Source organism: Salisediminibacterium halotolerans, assembly GCF_003814815.1.
Taxonomy (GTDB): Bacteria; Bacillota; Bacilli; order Bacillales; family Salisediminibacteriaceae; genus Salisediminibacterium; species Salisediminibacterium halotolerans.
On sequence record NZ_RKQQ01000001.1, the window covers coordinates 41,715 to 60,118 of the forward strand.

Below are 18,404 nucleotides of genomic sequence, written 5' to 3' on the forward strand. Positions count from 1 at the left end.
AGACGTATCAGCGGCGCATAAATCCTGTATATTTCCGGTCGATCATTTGGCTTTCGATCCGCTTCATCGTATCGAGCGCGACCCCGACGACGATCAGGAGACCGGTACCGCCGATTTGAATCGCTTGCGGCAGTCCGGCAAAGCGGGTGAAGAGCACAGGTAATACGGAAACTGTGGCAAGAAACAAAGCGCCGACGAAGGTTAAACGATACAGTGTTCTCGTAATGAACGCTTCTGTCGTTTTCCCGGGACGGATACCGGGAATAAAACCGTTTTGCTTTTTCAGATTTTCCGCCATCTGTTCTGGATTCATTTGCACAAACGTGTAAAAGTACGTAAACCCGATAATCAGCAAGGCATAAACCATCATGCCGATTGAATTCGTGTAATCAAACGTCTGCACAACCCATTGTGCAAGCGCTCCTTCCGCTCCGGTGAAATTCGCAATTGTCGGCGGGAAAATAAACAGCGACATCGCGAAGATGACCGGGATAACACCGGCCGAGTTTACTTTCAGCGGTAAGTGAGACGATTGCGCACCGCGCGACTGCCCTGTTGCTCCGAGGCGTTTCGCGTACTGCACCGGCACCTTGCGGATCGCTTGCTGCACGAAGATAACGCCGATCGTAATCGCCAAAAATGCGAGTGCAATCAACGCGACAATGACTAAATTCACAAACAGTTCCTCGCCGGCATCTTGAATATAAATCGTGTAAATTTGTGCGACGCCGCCAGGAATCGCTGAAGCAATCCCGGCAAAGATCATTAAAGAAATACCGTTGCCGACGCCTTTAGCAGTGATCGTTTCACCGAGCCATAATAAAAATGCTGTTCCGGCCGTTAATGTCAAAGCAATCATTAAATAAGTCAGCAAGGTAGGATCCGGCACAAGCCCCGGCATAATATTGTTAAAACCAAACGACATCCCGATCGCCTGGACAAATGCGATTAATACTGTCCCGTAGCGCGTAACCTGCGCAAGTTTTTTTCGGCCCTGATCACCTTCACGGGACCATTCAGCGAACTTAGGAACAACGTCCATCCTTAAAAGCTGAACGATAATCGAAGCAGTTATGTACGGCATGATTCCGGTGGCAAAAATCGAGAAGTTTTCCAGCGCACCGCCGCCGAAAGCATTCAGCAAGCCGATCGCCGCCAAGTCTTCGAAATCCAAGACATCCGCATTGACTCCCGGAGCCGGTATATGTGCGCCGATTCGGAACACAAATAAAATCGCTAATGTAAAAAAGATCTTATTTCGCAAATCACCGATCGAAAAGATCGTTTTAATTGTTCGAAACATATCGAGCACCTCTGTTCATAATCTATAATCATCCGAATATACTTCTACAGAATATCATATTATACTGGATAACGTAGAGGATTTTTGAAAAATTTCTCGAAAAATCAGAGCTTGATTTTCTTTATTTCACATAAACTTTTCATTTTTGCTGTAAAATTAAAAGGTACGGCACAGTTTTTGGAGGGGTACTTTTGCCAGGCATTCGTTTTTATTTATCAGTCCCTTTGCTTTTTACAGCGGCCTTGTTAAACGGCTGTCAATCAGAACAAAATAACATTGATATACCGAGCAGCTACGAGGAACTTCTCGCTGTTTCGCATCAGGAGCTTGCGCTTTTGACTTGGATTGACCCGGGCACAGGCGAGGTGATTACCGAAAGCGAGCTTCCGTTCCCGGCTGCCGATATGGTTTATATTGCTTCGTTAGATGAGATCATTTTATCATCTCAAGAGGACAGTTCACTGTATATTCTCGAGCCGGATTCCGGTGAGATTGAACCGGCTTTCGATGCTGCCAACGGAAGCATCAGCGAATTGTATTACGCTGAAGAAATTAACCGCCTCTTCACGGCTGATACAGAAAGAGACACACTTACAATGTTTGAATTAGACCGTTCGCTGCACACATCCGATCATCAAACGATTGCTGCCGGCGCACATCCGAATTCGTTAACGTATGCTGAAGAAACCGACCGTCTTTACCTATTGAACGTATACGATAATGAAATGCAGTCGTTTTCGCTGGACCCTTTTGAATCGGCCGCTTCCGCTGAGGTAAATCAGCGCCCGGAAGGTTTAACTGCGGTTGAAAATCATCTATACATCGGCGGTCACGGCGCCGGCGAACAATTAAACGAGCACATTTATATCCATTCGCTCGGCTCAAACGAACAAATTAAAGAAATTCCTGCCGGGTTGATGCCGGTAGACTTTTCGTATCACCCCGGTTTTGAGAGCATTTTTATTTTAAGCCATGGTTCGCACGAACTTTATCAATTGAACAGCTCAACATTCGAGATAGAAAAATCAGCCGACTTGCCGTTTAATCCCTACTACAGTCTGATGACTGAAGATACCTTGTTTATCAGCACACTTGACGGCAACCAGGTGATTTTTCTCGATCCAGAAAGCGTGACGGTCGAACAGGCTGTTGATGTACCAGCTCAGCCGTATGCGATGATCTATTTGGAGGGAACTAACTAATGAAAAAACAAAACATTTTAATCGTCGATGATGAGGAACAAATGCGTGAACTCGTCTCGAGCATGTTAACTGACGCCGGTTACAGCGCGTTTACTGCGGCCGACGGAGACGCTGCTTTGGACCTGCTCAACAGTCAAGCGATTGATTTTATTATTTTGGATATCCTGATGCCCGGCATGGATGGTTATGAAACATGTAAAACCATCCGGCAAACATCGTCTGTGCCGATCATGATGCTGACAGCAAAAACGGAAGAAGAAGACAAAGTCGCCGGGTTAAAGCTCGGTGCAGACGATTATCTCGTCAAACCTTTCGGCAAAGATGAACTGATTGCCAGAATGGAAGCGGTTCTCCGCCGTGTCGGCATTGAACAGACGGCTGAACTAAACGGTCCCGACACGCTCACTTTCCACAACATTTCGCTGAATCGCACCTCGAAAAAGGCGTATGTGAAAAATGAACTCATTACCTTGACGAAAAAAGAGTTTGAACTGCTCGAACTTTTTTTGCAGCATCCGGAACAAGTGTTTTCGCGCGAGCGGATTTTAGAACTGATTTGGGGGATGGATTATTTGAACGCGACGTCCCGCACAGTCGATACACACGTTAAAACGCTCCGCTTAAAACTGAAATCGGAGGCTTCCTGTATCCAAACGGTGTGGGGAATGGGCTATAAACTAGAGGTGCCGGGACATTGAAAAAGTACCTATCCGTTAAGGCGAAAGCGTGGATCTTATTCGCAGCCATTGCCCTTTTTTCGGCCGGACTCGTTGCCTCTGTCTCGTTTTATTTTTATGAAAGTCTCTACTTAGAAAGCCAAGCCGAAATTCTTGAAGATCAAGCTTCCGGTTTAAAAGACGCTTATTTGCACGAACCGGAAGCTGTATTTGAAGAGCGCCTCGATTGGACCCTTTCATCGGCAAACCTTTACGGCGTTGTCAGTTCCGATCCGATGGCGCTCGGTTCCGCGGTGCCGCTCGAACAGCCGGAAAATGAACTCGTGATTAACAGCCTTGAGCGGAGTCAGCTCCAAAACGGCGAAACCGTTATCATTTCAAGGATGCACGAAGCGCTTGATACGCGTATTCTCGGCGCCGCCGTGCCTGTTGTGATCGATGACGGTTATTTAGACACCGTCATCCTGTTGTACCGGCCCGTTGCGGAAATTAACGAAGCGTTTTATGGTATTATACCTGCGGTTGCTTTGATCGGCGGCATTTTTTTGTTTATCTTATTTATTTTGATTAAACGGGTCGAACAGGAATTTATTCATCCGATCTTAGAACTTGAACGCCATGCCGAAGAGCTTGCCAAAGGGCGTTATGAACGAAGGCTGCACATCGATGTTGAAAATGAAATTGCCGGGCTGGCCGATTCGTTTCGGTTCCTGGCAGCAAACCTCGCTGATGAAGATGAAAAAAAACGCGCCTTTATTCAAAATATTTCGCACGAACTGCGGACGCCTCTCAGTTATATTCGCGGATACAGCGAGCTGCTTGCCGGGATGAAAGATGCCCCGGATACCGGGCGATGCAGTGAATATTCTGCGATTATTTATCATGAGGCATCACGAATGAACAGACTTGTCGATCAGCTCATTACATTGACGCAACTTGAAAAAGCCGACGACAAACAAACGGGCTTCAGCCCGCTCGTCCTTTCCGAGCTGTTAGAAGAAGCTGTCCGCAACACGCAATTAAAACGCGCTGATAAAGAGCAATCGATGTCAACCGAGTACAATGATGAGCTGATTATTTTCGGCGACGAAGACCGGCTGTTGCAAGTGTTCATCAATCTGCTCGACAATGCATCGCGCTATACGCCGCAACACGGACATATCAGTGCGGAGATAAAAGCGGACGCAGGCAGCGCCCTGATTGAAATCAGCGACAACGGTGAAGGGATCGCGCCGGAAAAGATTCCTTATTTGACAGACCGGTTTTACAGAGCCGATAAATCGCGTTCCCGTGAGCGCGGCGGAGTCGGCATCGGTCTGTCAATCGTAAAACAAATTGTCGAAACCCACAGCGGTGAATTAACCTTTTCATCTGAGCCTGGGAAAGGCACTGCCGTAACAGTTCACCTGCCGCTGTATGATGCTGACGGTTCCGAAGGTATTGGGTAACTTATGCTTCACGGAAAGAAGCTAAACTGTCACTGATGGATGCTCGGATGATGTAACATCAAACGAACCCGGAATATACTTGTTTGTATACACGCGGACGACATCTTCAACAATTGAACTCGCTGTCGGCCACTTGCCGGCTCCCGGTCCCTGAAAAGTCAGCGGCCCCATTAAATCACTTTCGATATACACGCCGTTCATAACGCCCTGCACAGAAGCAAGCGGATGATCTAAAGGAAGTTCCCGGACAGAAACGGTGATCTGGACAGATTTCCCCTGCTTTTCCAGCGTCACTGCCGGTTTCAAACATTTCCCTTGTTTGCGTGTTTGCCGCAATTCCTCAGCTTGAATACCCCGAATCCCTTCAGGATCGTACACGTCAATCGGGGTATTCTGGCCGTAAATCCACCTTGCCAACACAATCGCTTTATACCAAGCGTCCCAGCCGTCAACGTCTTTATCCGGCACCGCTTCAGCATAGCCGAGATCTTGCGCTTCAGACAAAGCTTCAGCAAACGAAATTCCGCGGTTTTCCATCTCGGTAAGCATAAAATGACTCGTCCCGTTCAAAATCGCTTCGACCCGGGTGATCTTATTTACACGCAGCGTCTCACGAATCGAAGTCAGCACCGGAATCCCCGCAGCAACGGCGGCTTCATACAGAAAAGAAGCGCCTGTCCGATCGGCCGTTTCGTGCAGCTTCGTCCCGTACATCATGACCAGTTCTTTATTCGCTGTCACGACTGATATCCCCCGCTCCAAACTCTCTTTTACGAGCGGGTAAGCTGTTTTGGCATCAGGCGTCACTTCGACAACCGTATCTAAATCAGGATTGGCCAAAATTTCAGCCGGGTTGTCTGTGACAACCGTTCCTGCTGCAACATTACGCTCTTTTTCCACGTTTTGCACAAGTACCGCACAAATATGCAATTCTGTCCCGGTGACCGCTTTTATCTCAGCAGCTTTTTCCTGTATCGATGAATAAACACCTTCACCGACGGTGCCGAATCCGAAAATTGCCAAATCTTTTGTTGAACCGGCTGCACTGGTTTTCGTCATCTCAATCGCCTCCACTTATTATATGTGCCGATGAAAAACTCCCTCACCGATTACGGCAGGGAGTGAATGAAGATCTTGATAGATGCATCGACTCATCTCCCAAAACAGCCGTACCGCTGTTTTGCAGGAATTAGCACCTAGTCAGCCGTGTTGACGGTCTGACCGGTTGCCGGGCTTCACAGGGCCTGTCCCTCCGCCGCTCTCGATAAGTGTATTGATTTTATTTGTGTAACTGTAGCACGGACGCTTGCTGATGTCAAAATTTTGTCACGATATTTTCGCCTGAACCGTTTCGTCTGTTTTAAACGCTGATACAGCCTGATGAAGATTCTCTGCCATCGTCGCCATTTCTTCAGTGCTCGCGGAGATCGATTCAATCATTTCATTCGTTGAATCTGCTGAAGCGAGTACATTCGAGGCTTTCGATTCCGTATCTTCAATGAAGGTCGCCAGCTGGTCAATAAGCGCGACGATTTTCTCCGACGTCGCGACTTCTTCGTTCGTAATATCTTTAATTTCTTCCATATCCTTGACACTTTGATCGACAGCACTGAAAATTTCCGTCATCGATTCGCTGATTTTCTGCACGTCTTCCGCTCCGGCAGCAATGCTCGCGTCACTCCGTTCAATCTCTCGGACAGTCTCGTTTGTCGTCGCAGTCATTTTTTCAATCAGGCCGGTTACATTTTCCGCCTCGCGCGACGTTTGTTCTGCGAGTTTCCGGACTTCATCAGCGACAACAGCAAAACCTTTTCCTGCTTCACCGGCACGGGCTGCTTCGATGGCGGCATTCAGCGCAAGCAGATTCGTCTGTTCAGAAATTTGTGTAATCGTATCGACGATCGTATGAATATCTTTCGAATAATGTTCTAACGACTGAACTTGGCTGATTGTTTGCCGGGATTCAGCTTTCATTCGCCCCATCTTGCCGACAACATCTTCAAGCCTGTTCTTGCCGGTTTGTGTGATCTCCATCGTTGAAGCTGATTGGCCGCTGGCCGAAATCGCCTTATCTTTTGCGATTTGAATCAGTGAAGACAGCTCCAGTAACGACTGCGACACTTCTTTGATTGCCTCATTGCCTGATTTCGCCTGTTCATGCAAGTCGTCCACATTCGATTTGACATCACTTGAGCTGACGGACATATCTTGAATCGAGCGTGCGTTTTCTTCACTGGCCGATGATACGTCTTCTGCCGATAAGCTGACAGAGCGGATCAATCCAGACAGTTCTCCGTTTAATTCATTAAACGCTCGGCCGAGCTTTCCTAATTCATCATTCGTTTTTACGCTTGTTTTCTTCGTTAAGTCAATCGTCTTTCCTTGCATGCTGTCGATCGTTTCATTCATATGCTGGACCGGACGCAAGACGACAAACCGCAACGCAACAAATATAAACGTCACCATAATTATCAGGTTCATAATCGTCGTGAAATACGTCTGCAGCAAGTTTGTCAGCCCTTCACCCATGACCGCTGTCAATACTTCCAGGTCAAAAACAAGCAGCTGTATGTAGGCAATCGGCGCGCTCATAATCAGCGTAAAAAGAATCGCCGCAGCCGCCACAAGCGTCAATTTTTTTCGGATCGTTACGGTCTTTTTCGACTTCCCGGTTTGTTTTTTCATGAAGATAAATCCCCCAGTTATATTGATATCAGCTTACATAACATGATTATTTATAAACTATATCTTATTAAGTCCTTAGTCTCAATAAAAGAATCATAATTCGACATTTTTCCTGTTTTCAGCCGCATTTATAGCGGAAAAGCGTTTATTCCGCAACGGAAGAGGGGATATAAATCTTAGTTCTAAGTTCTCAAACACACCTGGGAGGAGTTTTACTATGGTAAGCGACACCGTTATTCACGAACAGCAAGTCACTGTCTACTTAAGCGGAGAGTTGACGGTTCAGGACGCTGGTGATTTACGAAAACACCTTTACGACAAAATCGATGCCGGCTTCCGCTCGTTTATTATTGATATGAATGAATTACATTATATTGACAGCGCCGGGCTGGGCATTCTCGTTTCCGTATTAAAAAAGACACGGGAAAAGCAAGGAACGATCCTTATACGCGGTGCAAAAGACGGCGTCAAAAAGGTGTTTGAATTAACGCGCCTGACTGCTGTATTCGACTTTGACTAAAACCATCAGCGAGGAGCAAAGTTATGCGCGAAGGAGAAAAAAATTCATTACCGATGCCTACGGTCCCTGCCGTGGAAGACTGGCTGCAAATTGAAACGATGTACAAACAATTCCCTCTCGGAATCGCCTTAATTGAAGCCCAATCCAACGATCGGCACATCCTGTTTGTCAACACCCGTTTTAAGGAAAGAACCGGTTACAGCGCTGAGGATTTAAACGGGGCGCTTAACGATTGGCTTGAAATCCTCTTTCCGTTCACTTGGAACACAACGAAAGTCATTTCATTAACGGAGCATTTTTTTGCCAACGTACAAGCAGATTTGTATCTCACGATCCGCCGAAAACAAGGAGATTTTTTTACCGGCCACATCCAGATTGAACCGATTTTCTCCGGTAACGATACAACGGAGCATCCTTGTTTTTACATGATGATGTTCATGAAAGAAAGAGCAGGCAGCAGCACTCCGGGCCGCCAGTCTTTGCCTGCGGTGAACGAAGCCTGGATTGAATCCGTTCCCGGTGCATGCTATGTATTCAACCTGCATAATCAGCTCGTTTACCACAACGAAGAAGCGAACACGTTCTTTTCTGATGCTCCCTCCAGTTTTGGTTATGAATCGATTGAAGCGGTTTTGCCCATGACAGCCGAGGACTGGAAAGCGTTTCGCAGCGAAATCTCCAACCACCGGGAAATCGCTTTTTGTACAATTAACGATCCGTTCTCCGGTCAATACAAGGCGGCCGAATGGAGTTTTTTCCCGAGATACGACGAAACCTTTACATTGATCGGCTTTTTCGGAATCGGCCAGGATGTTTCGCGGTATGCGAGGATTCACCAAGAGTTAAGCCGTGCAGTCCAGTCACAAAAAGACTCATTACCGCTCAACATCACGGGGAAAAAATTCGATTTCACCTCGTTTTACTATCCGCATTTTTATTTAAGCGGCGATACATACGGATACTATTTCGATCAAAAAAATAACAAACTGATCATCTACCTTGTCGATATTATGGGGCATGGTATTTATACAGCGATGCAAACGTCAGCTCTCAACACGCTCTTTCAAACCTCTGTCAAACGGCAGCGCATCAGCGCTGAAGGACAGATGAAACAAATGAACGAACATTGCTGCCTGCACTTGCCGGACGATTCTTTTGCCGCGGCAATGATCGCCGAAATTGATTTTAACCGTTTAAGCTGCCATATCGTCTCTGCCGGCATTCCGCATCTTCTTCATATCACGAATGAACATACGGAACGGAAATCATTCGCCGGCACACCGCTCGGCATGTTTGAACAGTCGATGTTTCGCCGCCGGTCTTTCCCGCTGACGCGCGAATCACGATTAATCTTCGGTACCGACGGGTTTTTCGAAACGCTGGATACATTCCAAGATGCAAACACTGTGACATGCGAAGGACTCTATTCGTTCGTTCAGCGCGCCGCACTGGCAGGACGTTCTCAAGATGACACGAGCGCGATTATTTTAAAACTGAAATAAAAGGGGTAAAACGATGATTTTTCATTGCCAGCATTACTACACACCGCATTCGTTCCGGGAAAACATCAAAGAGTTTGACGCTGCCTTTCACGATTGGTTCGGCAGCGAATCGCTGCTCGTTCACATTGCCTTGACCGAGTGTTTTAACAATGCCTGGGAGCACGGCAACCTCATGGATGAAAGTAAACCGGTCATTGTGTATATTAAAGAAGGACGGACGAGGGTGTATTTGCGCATCGAAGATAAAGGCGCGGGTTATTGTTTCAAGGATGCCGTATTACCGGCAGATTCCGACTCACTATTGGAAAAAGAACGCGGCCGCGGGCTGTTCATTATTCAAAATACCGTCGACTGGGCGCTTACTGATCAAGCCGGAACAACCACGCTGATGATTAAGCGCAAAGTCACAAAATAAACCGAGCAGGCTTTCGCCCCCCGCTCGGTTTATTGATTTGCGCTTATTCTAAATTGCCGTCCGTGATTGCACCTTTAGCGGAAGAAGATACGAGTTTGGCGTATTTGCCGAGCACACCGTAAGGCTGCTTCATCGGCGGCTGCTTCCATAACGCGAGGCGCTCTTCTAATTCGCCTGCAGACACGTTCAGGGTAATTTCTTGTGTTTCACTGTCGATGATGACTTCGTCGCCGTTTTGAACGAGCGCGATCGGTCCGCCTGCGGCCGCTTCCGGAGCAATATGGCCGATGACAAAACCGTGTGAACCGCCGGAGAAACGCCCGTCAGTCATTAAAGCCACTTTGCCGCCGAGACCTCGTCCGACAATCATCGCCGTAATCGAAAGCATCTCCGGCATGCCCGGTCCGCCTTTAGGACCGACATAGCGGACAACGACGACATCCCCTTCAACAATTTCGCCTGCTTCAATCGCAGCTGTCGTTTCGTCTTCACTGTCAAAGACTTTAACAGTCCCTTCAAAACGGGTGATCGTTTGCCCGGTCATCTTCGCAACCGCTCCTTCTGGAGCAAGGTTTCCGCGTAAGACAATCAGCGGTCCGCTCTCTGTTTTAGCCTGATCAAACGGATAAATGACTTCTTGACCTTCGGATAAACCTTTCGCTTCAGCGAGGTTTTCTGCCATCGTTTTGCCGGTAACCGTCAGGCAATCACCGTGAATCAGCCCGTGCTCATGCAAAAGTTTCATAACCGCCGGCACACCGCCTACTTGAAATAAATCATCAAAGACGTATTGCCCGCTCGGTTTTAAATCGGCAATATGCGGAACATTTTGCCGGACGCGTTCAAAATCGTCATACGTTAAGTCGACATCTGCACTTCGGGCAATCGCCAACAAATGGAGAAAGGCATTTGTTGAACCGCCGAGAGCCATTACGACTGTGATTGCATTTTCAAAAGCTTCTTTTGTCATAATGTCGCGCGGGTAAATATCGTTTTTCAACAAGTCGGTGATCAATTCGCCGGCTTGTCTGCATTCTTCGTTTTTATACGCATCTACAGCGGGAGTAGATGATGAGCCGGGAATACTCATTCCAAGCGCTTCAGCTGCTGCAGCCATCGTATTCGCTGTGTACATCCCCCCGCACGAACCGGGTCCCGGGCAGGCGCTGCATTCGACCTTATGAAGCTGCTCACTGTCGATTTCCCCTTGCTGATATTGGCCGACCGCTTCAAACGAGTTAACGATATCAATATCTTTGCCGTCAAGCTTGCCGGGCTTGATTGACCCGCCGTATACATAGACACTCGGCAGATTCAAACGCCCGATCGACATCAGACACCCGGGCGTCGTTTTATCGCAGCCGCCGATCGCGACAATACCGTCCAAGGCTTCTGCACCGACAACCGTTTCAATCGAATCGGCAATCACTTCACGGCTCGGCAGCGAATAGCTCATGCCGTTGTGTCCCATCGCGATACCGTCCGCGACCATGATCGTATTAAAAATCATCGGAGCGCCGCCGCCGTTTTCCGCTCCGCTTTTCGCATCACGGGCAAGCTGGTCAATATGCACGTTGCACGGCGTCACTTCGCTCCAGGTGCTCGCGACACCGATCATCGGTTTTTGGAAATCCTCATCATTAAAACCGACGGCCCGAAGCATCGACCGGTTCGGCACCCGGTTGGCTCCTTCACTGATCACGCGGCTTTTAATCCGCAAATCTTTTTCTTCACTCACATTTCTCATCCTTTCCGCACTGCACATCTTCACATATTCACGAGTCGCCTGAATATGCATGTATAATTTTCATCATACTCATTTTAGCACGTTGATGCAATAAGTTTTCAGAAAAATCACTTTGCTGTCACCGTATTCATCATCGCTAAAAGCACGAAAATGTGGCAAAATTACAATGGAACGTCAAAGGAGGGAACATTGTATGTCAGAAGCTGTTATTAAATATTTACACGATAACCGTGATGCGCTGTTGGATAAACTGAAAGATTTTTTAGCGATTCAAAGCATCAGCACATCACAGGAACATCAAAGCGACGTCCGTAAAGCAGGCGAGTTTGTTGCTGATTATTTAACAGAGATCGGCTTTGCCAACGTGCAAATTGAAGAAACCGGGGGGCATCCGCTCGTATACGCAGAATGGCTGGAGCATGAACAAGCTCCGACGGGGTTGTTTTACGGCCATTACGATGTGCAGCCCGCTGAACCGCTTGAACTGTGGAACAGCGATCCGTTTCAAGCCTCTATTCGCGAAGGCCGCCTGTATGCGCGCGGTGCGTCGGATGACAAAGGTCAAGTATTGATGCATTTAGCCGTATTTGAAGCGTATATGAAAACAGAAGGGCAGCTTCCCGTTAATATGAAAGTCTGCATTGAAGGCGAAGAAGAAATCGGCAGCGCGAACCTTCTTCCTTACCTCGAGGCGAACCGCGAAGCTTATCAGGCCGATTTCGCCGTGATTTCCGACTCCGGGATGGTGTCTGCCGGTCAGCCGACGATGCTTTACGGATTAAAAGGATTTACCGGTCTGGAAGTGACACTGCACGGTCCAAATCGCGATGTGCACAGCGGCCTGTACGGAGGAGCGGTGAAAAATCCCGCTGTCGCACTCAGTCAGCTCCTCGCTAAAATGAAAAATGAACACGAACAAGTGACGGTTCCGGGGTTTTATGACGACTGTGAAGAACTTACTGATCACGAACGGAATTTAATGAATGCGGCGCCCTCAGAGGATTATACCGCTTCACTCGGTGTTGTTGAAACGGTTCCGGAAGCAGGATACACGGTCAATGAACATTTGATGGCCCGCCCTACCCTGGAAGTCAATGGCATGTACAGCGGTTATCAAGAAGAAGGGATTAAAACGATCATTCCTTCCGAAGCAACCGCGAAACTGACCTGCCGGCTCGTCCCCGGTCAAGATCCGCAAACGATTCAAGATGCAATCGTCCGCTTTATTGAAGAGGAGACCCCAAAAGGTGTCCGGGCTGAGATTAAACGCGAATCGCTGTCTGCCAAAGCTTACAAGGTCGATCCTGACTTGCCGCTGATCCAAAAAGCGGCGACAAGTTTAACGGATGCATTCGGAAAAGAAACGGTTTTTGTCCGGCTGGGGGGGTCGATTCCAGTTGTTGAATGGATTGATTCGTTATGGACGATGCCTGTCATTCTGCTTGGTTTCGGCACGCCTGACGATAATCTCCATGCTCCGAATGAAAGCTTGCTGCTCGATCATTTCGACAAAGGCATGCGTGTTCTTGCTGACTTTTACAAAAAATGCGCACAGTAAAAAAAGGCTGTTCCGTCAAATCGCGGAGCAGCCTTTTTACGCGCCGTTTAAATAGCTTTCTGTTTCGATATATGCGATCGGCACATCCGTTGACTTCAATGTCATGATACAGGCTTCAGAGCTGAAGTTTTCTTTTTCTTCGATATATAATTCCCGGTCGTTACGGAATAATGAAATCCCTCGATAAAATCCGACAAGCTGGCGGATTCGTTCTTGCTCTAATTCAGTCAGCCGGCGGTCAAAAATCACCTTCATAGTCGCCCCTCCTTTTAAACATCTCGTTAAGTTTCGCACATTCATTATATCATGTTTACAAACATTTGTAGAATAATGTCGACAGAATTTGTGACAATAAAAAAACCGCCTCTGTTGAGACGATATTTTCAAAAATGCTGCCGGATTTGTTACCAAAACAATCTATATCCCACCATATCAGCGTTTATAAGCAATTGGTGGAGACGGCGGGAATTGAACCCGCGTCCAGAGATAACGCAACTTAAACGTCTACGAGCGTAGTCAGTTTATTCGTGTTTCGCCTCGACTTCAGCCAACTGACAGGCTTCCGTGAGGCTAGTCTGATTGATCTCTTCCTCGCCCCCTCAGACGGCGGGGTTGAGGCGTAGCCCACTTAGAGTGAGTCCCTTAATCCTTCACATGGGCGATGAAGGCAGGAACCGCTAGCAGGGTTGTTACGCCGCTGCTAAAGCGAAATCGTTGTTTTCTTTGCCAGCTATTGGCGATGAGCGTTTTTACGAGGACACTCAGCTCGGCTCGCAGTTTAAGCACGACCTATCCCTGTCGAATCCAGAACGTCCCCGTGTCAGTAAGGAAACGTCAAGGAGGACTGAATAGATCCCTATTCAATTGGACCTTAACTTTTCTATTTAATTATAACATAATTTTCTCGGCCGTCAAAGGGCCTGGGCCGGTTATGAACGTCCGATTTGACGGTCTTTAAATTCTCTTTCAACTTCGCGTTTCATCGCTTTTTGTTTCAGATCTTCTCGTTTGTCATATTTTTTCTTCCCTTTGCCGATACCGATCAATACTTTCGCTACACCGTTTTTAATATACATTTTTAACGGGACAAGCGTGTAGCCTTTTTCTTTTGTCATACCGGCAAGTTTGTTAATTTCTTTTTTATGCAAAAGCAGCTTCCGCGCGCGAACAGGATCGTGATTGAATCGGTTTCCTTGTTCATACGGGCTGATATGCATATTATGAATCCAGACCTCGCCGTTTTTAACTCGGGCGAAGGAGTCTTTAAAATTGACGCGGCGGTTTCGTACCGACTTAATTTCCGTCCCGGTTAACACGATCCCGCATTCAAACGTTTCTTCAATGTGAAAATCGTGGCGCGCTTTTCGATTTTGAGCAATATCGCGTCCTTCAGTAGCCATTCAACTGCATCCTTTCTTTGTTTCATGCACGCATTTATCTTATCAAATATCCGCTTCTGCCGCTACGGAAAGAGAAAAATCGGAGCCTGAAACTGCCGCGCGGACAGTTTCAGGCCCATTAAATGCTATTTTTTCTTTTTTGCTTTATTTTTCGGAGCGGCGTTATAAAACGGCTGCTTCTTTTTCTTCTTGCCGTTTTTCCCGGCTTTACCGCCGTCTTTTTTTGCTTTATCCGCTGCAACCGTCTTCGCTGCCGGTTTCCCTTTGCTTTTGCGCGGTTTCATTCCGACCACTTCAAAATCGACCGATCTCTCGTCGACATCCACTTTCACGACGCGGACGTCAATTTCATCTCCGAGCCGGAATGTATTGCCGGTCCGTTCGCCGATCATGACAAACTGTTTTTGATCAAAATGATAAAAATCGTCGGTTAAATAGCTGACATGTACGAGACCTTCGATCGTGTTATGAAGTTCCACAAACAGCCCGAAGTTCGTCACACCGCTGATAATCCCGGTATATTCTTCACCGACTTTATCTTGCATAAACTGAACCTTTTTCAGATCGTCCGTTTCCCGTTCCGCTTCTTCGGCCCGGCGCTCCATATCTGAGGAATGTGCGGTAATTTCCGGCAGTTCATTTTGCCATTTCGAAATCGTTTTTTGATCCGATTTGCCCTCGATCAAATACGTGCGGATTAAACGGTGGACAATCAGGTCCGGATACCGGCGTATCGGCGAGGTGAAATGCGTATAATAATCCGAAGCCAAACCGAAATGCCCTAAGTTTGACGGCTCATAGCGCGCCTGCTGCATCGAGCGCAGCATCACGCGGCTGATGACAGTTTCTTCCGGTTCGCCGCGCACCTCTTCAAGCAGCTCCTGCAGCGCCCCCGGGTGAATACTGTTTCCTTTTCCTTTGACCGAATAGCCGAAGTTCGTAACAAATTCTAAAAACTGCTGGAGTTTTTCTTCGTCCGGATTTTCGTGGATTCGATAAACGAACGGCAGTTTGAGCCAGTAAAAATGTTCGGCAACAGTCTCGTTTGCAGCCAGCATAAATTCCTCAATTAAACGTTCGGCAACGCTGCGCTCGCGTAAAACGACGTCGGTCGGGGTGCCGTCTTCGTCAACTTCAACACCGGCTTCTTTAAAATCAAAATCGATAGCACCGCGGGCAAACCGTTTTTTGCGCAGCTTTTCCGCGAGTGTTTCCATGTCTTTGAACATCGGAACGAGCGATTGATAACGTTCTTTCGTCTTTTCATCGTCATCGACTAATATTTTGCGCACATCATCGTATGTCATCCGCTCGTTCGTACGGATCACACTTGGATAAATTTCGTGCGAAACGACTTGACCGTCATTGTTAATTTCCATCGTGCACGATAACGTTAAGCGGTCGACCTGCGGGTTCAGTGAACAAATTCCGTTTGAGAGCCGGTGCGGAATCATCGGAATCACGCGATCGGTTAAATAACTGCTCGTCCCGCGCTCGTAAGCTTCTTTATCAATCGGCGAGCCTTCTGTGACATAGTTGGTTACGTCGGCAATATGAACACCGAGCTGCATATTGCCGTTCTCGAGCGTTTTTACTTCAACGGCATCATCAAGATCTTTCGCATCTGCCCCGTCGATCGTAACAATCGTTTCCGTTCTTAAATCGCGCCGTCCTTCATAATCTTCTTCTTCAATCTCATCGGGCACGTTGTTTGCATGCGTGATGGCCTCTTCAGGAAACTCGCCGGGCAGTCCGTGTTTATGAATAATCGAGAGAATGTCAACACCCGGATCGTTTTTATGGCCGAGCACTTTTTTTACATGGCCTTCGGCGAGCTTGCGCCCTTCCGGATACTTCGTAATTTCTACCAATACTTTATGACCGTCAACAGCACCGAGTTCGTTTCCTTTCGGGATAAAAATATCAGCCGGTATTCGTTTGTCGTCTGAGACAACAAAACCGTAGTTCTTTTCATCGATGTATTTTCCGACCGTTTGCGTGACCGATCGTTTTACGATCCGGATAACCGACCCTTCCGGACGGGCGCCCTCTTTTCGGTCATTCAACCGGACTAATACTGTATCGCCGTTCATCGCTGTGCTCATTTCTTCCGGTGAAATGTATACATCGTCCATTTCTTCGGCCGTTTTTATAAAAGCAAAGCCGCGCGGATTCATAATCACTTCGCCGCGGACGAGGTCCATTTTTTCCGGCACACCGTAGCGGTTTGTTCGTGTCCGGACGGCATAACCGCCGTCTTCTAATTCATTTAACGCTTGAATAAGCTTTTTAGATTCTTCTGCACCTTCAATATTGAATGCTTCTTCTAAATCTTTCACCGACTGAGGCTTTTCCGCCTCTGATCGTAAATAATTGAGGATGTCTTCTGTTAATGTCTGTGACATTGTTAATTACTCCTTTCGACTGCATGGCGCAATAACGATCAGACATCATCCCAGTTCAGGCTTTCAAGAAATTCGTACACATCTTCGTGCAGCTGGTCTTTCTCTTTATCGAGCGTAATGACATGGCTTGACTCTTCGTACCATTTAAGGTGTTTATCATCACACTCGACGCCTTCATAAATGATCTCTGCGCTTTTCGGCTCGATCATTTGATCATGTCTTGCCTGTACAACAAATGTCGGTGTGTAAATCATATCGATATTGCTGCGCACGTCGTTTAATAATGTTTGTAAAGCTTTGATGGTCGTTCGGGGGGCATCGCCGAGTGCCGAAATTTCTTCGTCGATCACGGCGGATGATTTCCCTTCGTATTCTTTGAATTCTTGCGTGTAACGGATGACACCTTCGTGCATAATATCTTCCCCGCGAATTTCCATTGGAGCGCACATGGGAATGATTCCCTTTACAGGATAGGTATACCCGAGTTTTAAGGAAAACACACCTCCGAGTGATAAACCGCCGACAGCGATTTTTTCGTAACCGAGCGACTGCAAATGCTCATAACCCGCGACGACATCTCGCCACCAATCTTTCGGGGAAGCTGCAAATAATTCTTCCGGCGGTACTCCGTGTCCTTGCATATGCGGCGCGTGCGATGTGTAGCCGCGCTTTTCCAAATAACGGCCGAGCATCCGGACATCAGCCGAATTGCCGGTAAAGCCGTGTAAAAGGAGAACTGCCCGGTCTCCGCCGCCTTCAAATGTAAATGGTTGAGGGATGTTTACTTTTACCATCACGTCATCTTCCTTCCGTCAGTTACTGTTTATCGTGCAAAAATTGATCGATTCGTTTGAGCAAACTTTCCTTTTCCCCGCTGTGCCAAATGTAATGTTTAGCTTCCGGGAAGAAATAAATTTCTTTATCCTCCGAACGTATTTCGTTGTAAATATACTCAGCGCTTTTCACAGGCACGAGGCCGTCCTTTTCGCCTTGGATGATTAACGTCGGCACGCTGATTTCGCTAAAGTGAGGGCGGATTTTCCGAACCATCTTGGCAAACTCAATCGTCGCTTTCACCGGAGTATTTTGCAATTTGTCGCGGTAAAGCAAATAGTACTCGTCTTCAGACAGTTCACCGCGGAGGCCTTCCACCGCCCAGCCCGTTAAATCGCTGGCCAGCTGCTTCGGGTTAAGATAAAAGGCGGCCGCACTGATTAAAACTAACCGGTCAACCCGGTAATGTACGGATAAATAACTGGCAATAACACCGCCCATCGAAAAACCGATCAGATAGACGGTATCACAGCGTTCAAGCAGCTCTTCCAACGCGTATTTCGCCTTTAAGAGCCAATGCTTGTAAGTTACTGCCTTTAAACTGTCCTTCGTTCCGTCATGCCCGGGGAGATCAGGAACATAAACGAGCCAGTTTGTTTTTTCCGTAAAATGCGTTTCAATCTCTTGAATATCTTCGCGCGAGCCGGCAAACCCGTGCAGAATTAAACAGCCGATCACTTTCACCACCTCCTTTTGGAGCCCGATTAA

General features: G+C 47.5%; 16 protein-coding genes, 1 other RNA gene and 1 riboswitch. Of the genes, 7 read left to right on the forward strand and 10 right to left on the reverse strand.

Annotation, left to right across the window (positions count from 1 at the left end):
- Positions 1 to 7 precede the first annotated feature (7 nt).
- Positions 8 to 1,303: a preprotein translocase subunit SecY gene (secY, locus tag EDD67_RS00215; protein ID WP_121439213.1), complete on the reverse strand. Its 1,296-nt coding sequence runs from the start codon at positions 1,301 to 1,303 to the stop codon at positions 8 to 10.
- Between the two features lie 191 nt (positions 1,304 to 1,494).
- Between secY and EDD67_RS00220 the strand changes: the two genes are divergently transcribed.
- The 3 genes from EDD67_RS00220 to EDD67_RS00230 are packed head-to-tail and all read left to right on the forward strand — an operon-like array spanning position 1,495 to position 4,630.
- A complete protein-coding gene (locus EDD67_RS00220) occupies positions 1,495 to 2,505 on the forward strand; it encodes a YncE family protein (protein WP_121439214.1) in 1,011 nt (336 codons plus the stop codon).
- A complete protein-coding gene (locus EDD67_RS00225; protein ID WP_093073956.1) occupies positions 2,505 to 3,203 on the forward strand; it encodes a response regulator transcription factor in 699 nt (232 codons plus the stop codon). Before EDD67_RS00220 ends, EDD67_RS00225 begins: the two co-directional genes overlap by 1 nt.
- Positions 3,200 to 4,630, forward strand: a complete 1,431-nt coding sequence (locus EDD67_RS00230) for a sensor histidine kinase (protein ID WP_121439215.1) — start codon at positions 3,200 to 3,202, stop codon at positions 4,628 to 4,630. Before EDD67_RS00225 ends, EDD67_RS00230 begins: the two co-directional genes overlap by 4 nt.
- A gap of 21 nt (positions 4,631 to 4,651) precedes the next feature.
- Here EDD67_RS00230 and EDD67_RS00235 read toward each other — a convergent pair whose 3' ends face one another.
- Positions 4,652 to 5,689, reverse strand: a complete 1,038-nt coding sequence (locus EDD67_RS00235; RefSeq protein ID WP_121439216.1) for a homoserine dehydrogenase — start codon at positions 5,687 to 5,689, stop codon at positions 4,652 to 4,654.
- Between the two features lie 89 nt (positions 5,690 to 5,778).
- Positions 5,779 to 5,901: riboswitch (SAM riboswitch) on the reverse strand.
- A 55-nt stretch (positions 5,902 to 5,956) separates the two neighbouring features.
- Entirely contained in the window at positions 5,957 to 7,315 is a 1,359-nt protein-coding gene (locus EDD67_RS00240; protein WP_121439217.1) for a methyl-accepting chemotaxis protein, read from the reverse strand.
- 217 nt (positions 7,316 to 7,532) lie between these two features.
- Between EDD67_RS00240 and EDD67_RS00245 the strand changes: the two genes are divergently transcribed.
- Genes EDD67_RS00245 through EDD67_RS00255 form a run of 3 tightly spaced genes read left to right on the forward strand, consistent with a single transcriptional unit; the run spans position 7,533 to position 9,752 of the window.
- The gene (locus EDD67_RS00245) at positions 7,533 to 7,835 is read left to right on the forward strand and encodes an STAS domain-containing protein (RefSeq protein WP_093073964.1); all 303 of its coding nucleotides are present in this window, start codon (positions 7,533 to 7,535) and stop codon (positions 7,833 to 7,835) included.
- A gap of 23 nt (positions 7,836 to 7,858) precedes the next feature.
- Positions 7,859 to 9,337 carry a SpoIIE family protein phosphatase gene (locus EDD67_RS00250; protein WP_121439218.1) on the forward strand — a complete coding sequence of 493 codons (1,479 nt, stop codon included), beginning with the start codon at positions 7,859 to 7,861 and terminating at the stop codon, positions 9,335 to 9,337.
- A 13-nt stretch (positions 9,338 to 9,350) separates the two neighbouring features.
- Positions 9,351 to 9,752: an ATP-binding protein gene (locus EDD67_RS00255; RefSeq protein ID WP_121439219.1), complete on the forward strand. Its 402-nt coding sequence runs from the start codon at positions 9,351 to 9,353 to the stop codon at positions 9,750 to 9,752.
- A gap of 43 nt (positions 9,753 to 9,795) precedes the next feature.
- Here EDD67_RS00255 and ilvD read toward each other — a convergent pair whose 3' ends face one another.
- A complete protein-coding gene (ilvD, locus tag EDD67_RS00260; RefSeq protein WP_186805959.1) occupies positions 9,796 to 11,499 on the reverse strand; it encodes a dihydroxy-acid dehydratase in 1,704 nt (567 codons plus the stop codon).
- Between the two features lie 193 nt (positions 11,500 to 11,692).
- Between ilvD and EDD67_RS00265 the strand changes: the two genes are divergently transcribed.
- Positions 11,693 to 13,057: a dipeptidase gene (locus tag EDD67_RS00265; RefSeq protein WP_121439221.1), complete on the forward strand. Its 1,365-nt coding sequence runs from the start codon at positions 11,693 to 11,695 to the stop codon at positions 13,055 to 13,057.
- A 36-nt stretch (positions 13,058 to 13,093) separates the two neighbouring features.
- Here the strand turns inward: EDD67_RS00265 and EDD67_RS00270 are convergent, their stop codons facing one another.
- From EDD67_RS00270 to EDD67_RS00295, 6 genes are all read right to left on the reverse strand, one after another.
- Positions 13,094 to 13,312 carry a hypothetical protein gene (locus EDD67_RS00270; RefSeq protein ID WP_093073974.1) on the reverse strand — a complete coding sequence of 73 codons (219 nt, stop codon included), beginning with the start codon at positions 13,310 to 13,312 and terminating at the stop codon, positions 13,094 to 13,096.
- A gap of 195 nt (positions 13,313 to 13,507) precedes the next feature.
- Positions 13,508 to 13,874: a transfer-messenger RNA gene (ssrA, locus tag EDD67_RS00275) on the reverse strand.
- A gap of 112 nt (positions 13,875 to 13,986) precedes the next feature.
- On the reverse strand, positions 13,987 to 14,457 hold the full coding sequence (gene smpB / locus EDD67_RS00280) for an SsrA-binding protein SmpB (protein WP_093073976.1): 471 nt from the start codon (positions 14,455 to 14,457) through the stop codon (positions 13,987 to 13,989).
- A 125-nt stretch (positions 14,458 to 14,582) separates the two neighbouring features.
- Positions 14,583 to 16,862 carry a ribonuclease R gene (gene rnr / locus EDD67_RS00285; protein ID WP_121439222.1) on the reverse strand — a complete coding sequence of 760 codons (2,280 nt, stop codon included), beginning with the start codon at positions 16,860 to 16,862 and terminating at the stop codon, positions 14,583 to 14,585.
- A 38-nt stretch (positions 16,863 to 16,900) separates the two neighbouring features.
- On the reverse strand, positions 16,901 to 17,656 hold the full coding sequence (locus EDD67_RS00290; protein WP_121439223.1) for an alpha/beta hydrolase: 756 nt from the start codon (positions 17,654 to 17,656) through the stop codon (positions 16,901 to 16,903).
- 22 nt (positions 17,657 to 17,678) lie between these two features.
- Positions 17,679 to 18,374 carry an alpha/beta hydrolase gene (locus tag EDD67_RS00295; RefSeq protein ID WP_093073982.1) on the reverse strand — a complete coding sequence of 232 codons (696 nt, stop codon included), beginning with the start codon at positions 18,372 to 18,374 and terminating at the stop codon, positions 17,679 to 17,681.
- Positions 18,375 to 18,404 lie beyond the last annotated feature (30 nt).